Genomic DNA, 4,814 nt, shown 5'->3' on the forward strand with positions numbered 1-4,814 from the left:
ATTTTATACAAATACTAATGTAGATAATTTTTTATTAGAAGAGGGAATAGATTTTTCAAAGAAAGATATAAATGATATAAACTGGTTAGATGAATGGAAGAAGTATTTAAAGCCTGATTTATTAACAGACAATTTTGCTTATATTAATTCAAAGGATATAATTTTTGAAAATATTAATACTATATATATTAAGCCGGCACTTGCCTTTGGAACAGGTTCCCACCCAACAACCCGTAATGCGGCGACCCTATTGGAGGGTGTATGCAAAGATAGGGTCGTTTTAGATGTTGGATGTGGAAGTTGTATACTCTCTATACTTGCTGAAAAAAGTGGTGCAAAAAAGGTTATTGCCTGTGATATTGACAAGCTGTGTGTTTTAAATATTATAGATAATCTAAAAGATAATAATTGCAATAAAATTTACGCATATATAGGATCGATTGATTTTAATTATGATAAAATTAAATGTGATGTTATTGTAGCAAATATAATTTATGAAGTAATAGCAAATCTATGGGAATATTTTTTGTATATATCACCTAAATTTATAATCTTATCTGGTTTTTTAGGTAATGACTTGAATAATTTTTTAAGTAACTATGATTTAAAAGATTATAAAATAGATTGTTTAACTTTTAATTCTTCTTGGTGGGGCATAAGGTTATGCAAATAGCTGTATTTGGTGATATACATGGTTGTTTCAATAGTTTTTATAAATTAATTAATCAAATAGATAAAAAATATAAAATAGATAAATATTACTTTGTTGGCGATTTAATAGATAGGGGCCCCTCTACTTTTGAGGTTCTTAATTTTTTAATTAATAATGTATCAAAAGGTGAATATGTTTTAGGTAATCATGAGGATTTGATGATTGATTATATTGATAACACTGAGAGATATTCTTATGGGGTTTGGTTTGAAAATGGCGGTCTTGAAACTATAAAGTCTTTTATAAAAGAAGATAGTCTTACAAACAACTATTTTAACGATGAATTTATTAAATATAGGCTTACTAATAAGTTTTATAGATATATTGAATTTATTAAGTCTTTCAAGGAATATATCACCTTGTATATGGGTAAGAATAAATTTTTGATTAGCCATGGCGGGGTGTATGATTTTAAAAAGAAATTAGATGAACAATATGAAGGGTTACCTGAAAAACTAAAAAAACAAAAGTACCCTTTTGTATGGTCAAGAAATACTGATTTTGAGAGAGAGCCCTATTTTGATTATATAATAATACATGGGCATACCCCAATTAGATCATTGGGCTTATCAGATAATTTTAATGAACCTTATATAAACAAGAGTGGTGATAAAATTATTAGCATAAATATAGATACTGGATGTGTTTATGGCTATAGTTTAACAGCATTAATTATAGATGATAGTGGAGAATTTACCTTTGAAAAGGTCTCATCAGAATACTAAAAGGATATTTATTGACAAAGACTTAAACCAGATTGATAGATTAGAAGATGAATCATATAACTATATAAAAAATGTACTGCGACTTAAGGTAGGTGATAATTTATATATACTAAATAGACAAAAAATTGGTGAGTTTAAGATAGAAAACGTGAAGAAAGGTGCCGTTATTTTAAATAAGATTAATGAAAGAGAGCTTTTAGGAGCCAACTATAATCTACATTTATATCAGGCATGTCTTAAAAGAGAATATATGGATGAAATTGTTGAGAAAAGTGGAGAATTGGGTGTAACAAGATTTACACCGATTTATACCAAGAGAAGTCAAAGGGATCTAAATAAAAAAACCCTTTCAAGATATGAAAAATTATTAATTAAAGGAGCACTTCAATCAGAAATTGAACATATACCTTCATTATCAGAACCTACAGAGATTAAATTTATTGATAATGATAACAATCAAAAGTTTCTCTTTTATGAAGGTTGTACTGAGAAATCCTTGCCAAAAGTAAAAAGCAATAACATTTCGCTTTTTATTGGTCCAGAAGGTGGTTTGACTGATGATGAGGCTGATGCTTTAAAAGATAAAGGTTTTCAAATTATTTCACCAACATATAATATTTTAAAGGCTGATACGGCAGCTATAGTATTTATTGGTATAATGAAAATCTTAATGGATCTATCTTAGATGAATTTTACAAAAAAGGATATAAAATTTTTCGATGAAGCAATAAAAGAGGCTAATATAGCGTATTCAATTGGTGAAGTCCCTGTGGGAGCAGTAGTTGTTTTAGATAATAAGATAATATCTAGAGGCTATAACATGAAGGAGAGCACTAAAAATCCTTTATATCACGCTGAAATTGTTGCTTTAAAAAAAGCCTCTGAAATATTAGGTGATTGGAGGTTAAATCATAGTAGTTTATATGTGACCTTAGAGCCGTGTATTATGTGTTGTGGCGCAATTATCCATTTTAGGGTAGAGAAAGTATTTTTTTGCCTTCCCGATGAGAAATTTGGTGGTGTAATTTCTAATGCCCATATATTTGATATAAATAGTTTAAACCATAGAGTTAGTTATTACTATGGTTATAATGAAGAATATATTAAAGATTTATTAAAGAGCTTTTTTAGAAATCTAAGAAAGCCCAAAACTTCTACACTAAACTAACAATTTATTATTCTGAACTTAAAGATTTTATTTATTGATAGCTTTTTTTAGAGCAATCAATATATTATCAATATCTTTATAGCTAAAATCACTCCTTAGACTAATCCTTATTCTTGGTGTTTTTACAGAAGGGTTTCTGGCAAGGGTTGCAAAAATATTATCATTCAACAAAAGACTATGGGCATTAATAGCTTCACTATTATTATCAAAGGGTATTGTAAAAATATGGCTCTCTTTCGAGATAACTGGAATATTAGAATTTTCTAACCCGTCTCTAAATTTTTTGGAGAGATTGATTAAATTTTTATATAATGATTTATTTTGTTCAATTATTTCAATTGATTTAAGGTTTGCTCCTACTACAGCTGGTGGTAATCCAGTTGTAAAAATTAAGGATCTTGCTTTATTTACAAGGTAGTCATAGATTATTTTATTTGTACAGATGTAAGCCCCAAAGCTACCAAGAGCCTTACTAAAGGTTCCCATGTTTATATCAAAAGCCTCTCTAGCATTGCATGCATGGATATAGCCACGACCATCACCATAAATACCCGTAGTATGTGCTTCATCTGCTATTAACATACAATCAGTTTTATTTTTAATCTCTACTAATTCATTAATATAGGCAAAATCTCCGTCCATACTAAAGAGTGTATCTGTTGCTATGAATTTATATTTTTGATTATTATATTTTTTTATTAAATAATCCAAATGTTCTATATCCCTATGTTTATATACAACACATTTTGCCTTACTTAATGCAATACCGTCAATAATGCTTGCGTGATTTAATTCATCTGAAAAGACTATAGAATTTTCATCTAGTAATGTTGAATATATAGCTAGGTTTGCGGTATAACCAGAGTTCATAACTAAACATTTATCATAGCCTTTGAAATTTGCCATCTTTTCTTCTAAATAGTCATATATCCTATAATTTCCAGAAACTATTCTAGATGCACCAGCTGATAAACCGTAATCATTTAAACATCTTATAGAAAAATTCTTTATCTCAGTATTATCTGATAGGCCTAAGTAATCATTGCTAGAACAGTTAAGATAGGCAGAACCATTTATATAAATAAATTTATTTTTTTTGTAATTAACTGGTGGTATTCTCCTTAGAAGATTTTCTTTCTCGACTCTTTTTAGTTTATTAATTAATAGACTGTATATCTCTTGGCTCAAGACACTATCCGTCCTTCGGAGTTTAAACCACTTCCAGCAATAAATTGTATATCTCTTGGCTCAAGACCCATCTCCCTGATTGTTTTGTTATCATCTGACAAACTTCTGCCCTTAGTGGTTAAGTAATTGCCTGTTAATATGCCACTAGCCCCTGCTTTATATATATATTTATGCATATCTTTTAGGTTTTCCATCCTTCCACCGCATATGAGAATATCTTTTTTAGGTAAAATAAATCTAAAAACTGCAATTATCCTTAAGCATCTATCGGGGGTTAAGAGATTATAATCTTCTAAAGGGGTATTTTCTATTGGCATTAAAAAATTAAGGGGGATACTATCTACATCAAGTTCTTTTAATAAAATAGCTAATTCTATAATATCTTCATCTTTTTCACCAATACCAAATATCCCGCCTGAACAAACAGCAAGACCTGCTTGTTTTGCTTTTTTAATGGTATTAATCTTTGATCTATAATCGATTTTTGAAGATATTTCAGGATAAAACCTCATAGATGTTTCAAGATTGTGATGGTATCTTGTAATCCCACTTTCTTTTAATAAAAGCATATCTTCTAAATCCATATCCCCTGGAGAAATACACAGGCCCTTAGTGGTTTTTATACTTTTTATTAGTTCTGCTAATCTGTTTATCTCATTTTTTGAGAGTTTTTTGCCAGAGGATACAAGACCAAGCCTACCTACACTATTTGTCTTATTTGCTTCAATAAAGGTTTCTATTTCGTTGTTTGGCAGTAGTGGGTATTTCTCTATACTAGCATGGGATATTGAAGATTGTGCACAAAATTTACAATCCATATTACAGAGACCAGATTTTATATTTAAAACAGAGCACATATGTATTTTATTTTTTAGATAGTGATGCCTAAGGGTATCACTGGCTATAAGTATATCATCTAGTGGTTTGTGTGTAAAAAATTCCAGCAGAAATTCCTTTTCTAGCGTTATATTATTTTCAATAATATTTTCAGCTGCCTCTAAAAAGATATTCATTTAGGCCT

General features: G+C 29.3%; 6 protein-coding genes. 4 read left to right on the forward strand and 2 right to left on the reverse strand.

Going from position 1 to position 4,814, the window contains the following annotated elements; translation table 11 throughout:
* The 4 genes from SVN78_08530 to SVN78_08545 all read left to right on the forward strand — a co-directional run.
* On the forward strand, nucleotides 1–673 hold a 673-nt coding region (locus tag SVN78_08530; protein ID MDY6821651.1), incomplete at its 5' end, for a 50S ribosomal protein L11 methyltransferase.
* Nucleotides 664–1,437 (forward strand): metallophosphoesterase, encoded by a 774-nt coding sequence (locus tag SVN78_08535; protein ID MDY6821652.1) that lies wholly within the window; start codon nucleotides 664–666, stop codon nucleotides 1,435–1,437. The genes SVN78_08530 and SVN78_08535, both read left to right, overlap by 10 nt.
* Nucleotides 1,412–2,122, forward strand: coding sequence for an RsmE family RNA methyltransferase (locus SVN78_08540; GenBank protein MDY6821653.1), 711 nt, complete (start codon nucleotides 1,412–1,414; stop codon nucleotides 2,120–2,122). Before SVN78_08535 ends, SVN78_08540 begins: the two co-directional genes overlap by 26 nt.
* Nucleotides 2,123–2,605 (forward strand): nucleoside deaminase, encoded by a 483-nt coding sequence (locus SVN78_08545; protein ID MDY6821654.1) that lies wholly within the window; start codon nucleotides 2,123–2,125, stop codon nucleotides 2,603–2,605.
* 27 nt (nucleotides 2,606–2,632) lie between these two features.
* Here SVN78_08545 and SVN78_08550 read toward each other — a convergent pair whose 3' ends face one another.
* The gene (locus SVN78_08550; protein ID MDY6821655.1) at nucleotides 2,633–3,793 is read right to left on the reverse strand and encodes an 8-amino-7-oxononanoate synthase; all 1,161 of its coding nucleotides are present in this window, start codon (nucleotides 3,791–3,793) and stop codon (nucleotides 2,633–2,635) included.
* On the reverse strand, nucleotides 3,790–4,806 hold the full coding sequence (gene bioB / locus SVN78_08555; GenBank protein ID MDY6821656.1) for a biotin synthase BioB: 1,017 nt from the start codon (nucleotides 4,804–4,806) through the stop codon (nucleotides 3,790–3,792). The genes SVN78_08550 and bioB overlap by 4 nt, the downstream gene beginning before the upstream one ends.
* Nucleotides 4,807–4,814: the final 8 nt, after the last annotated feature.

Source organism: Deferribacterota bacterium, assembly GCA_034189185.1.
Classification (GTDB): domain Bacteria; phylum Chrysiogenota; class Deferribacteres; order Deferribacterales; family UBA228; genus UBA228.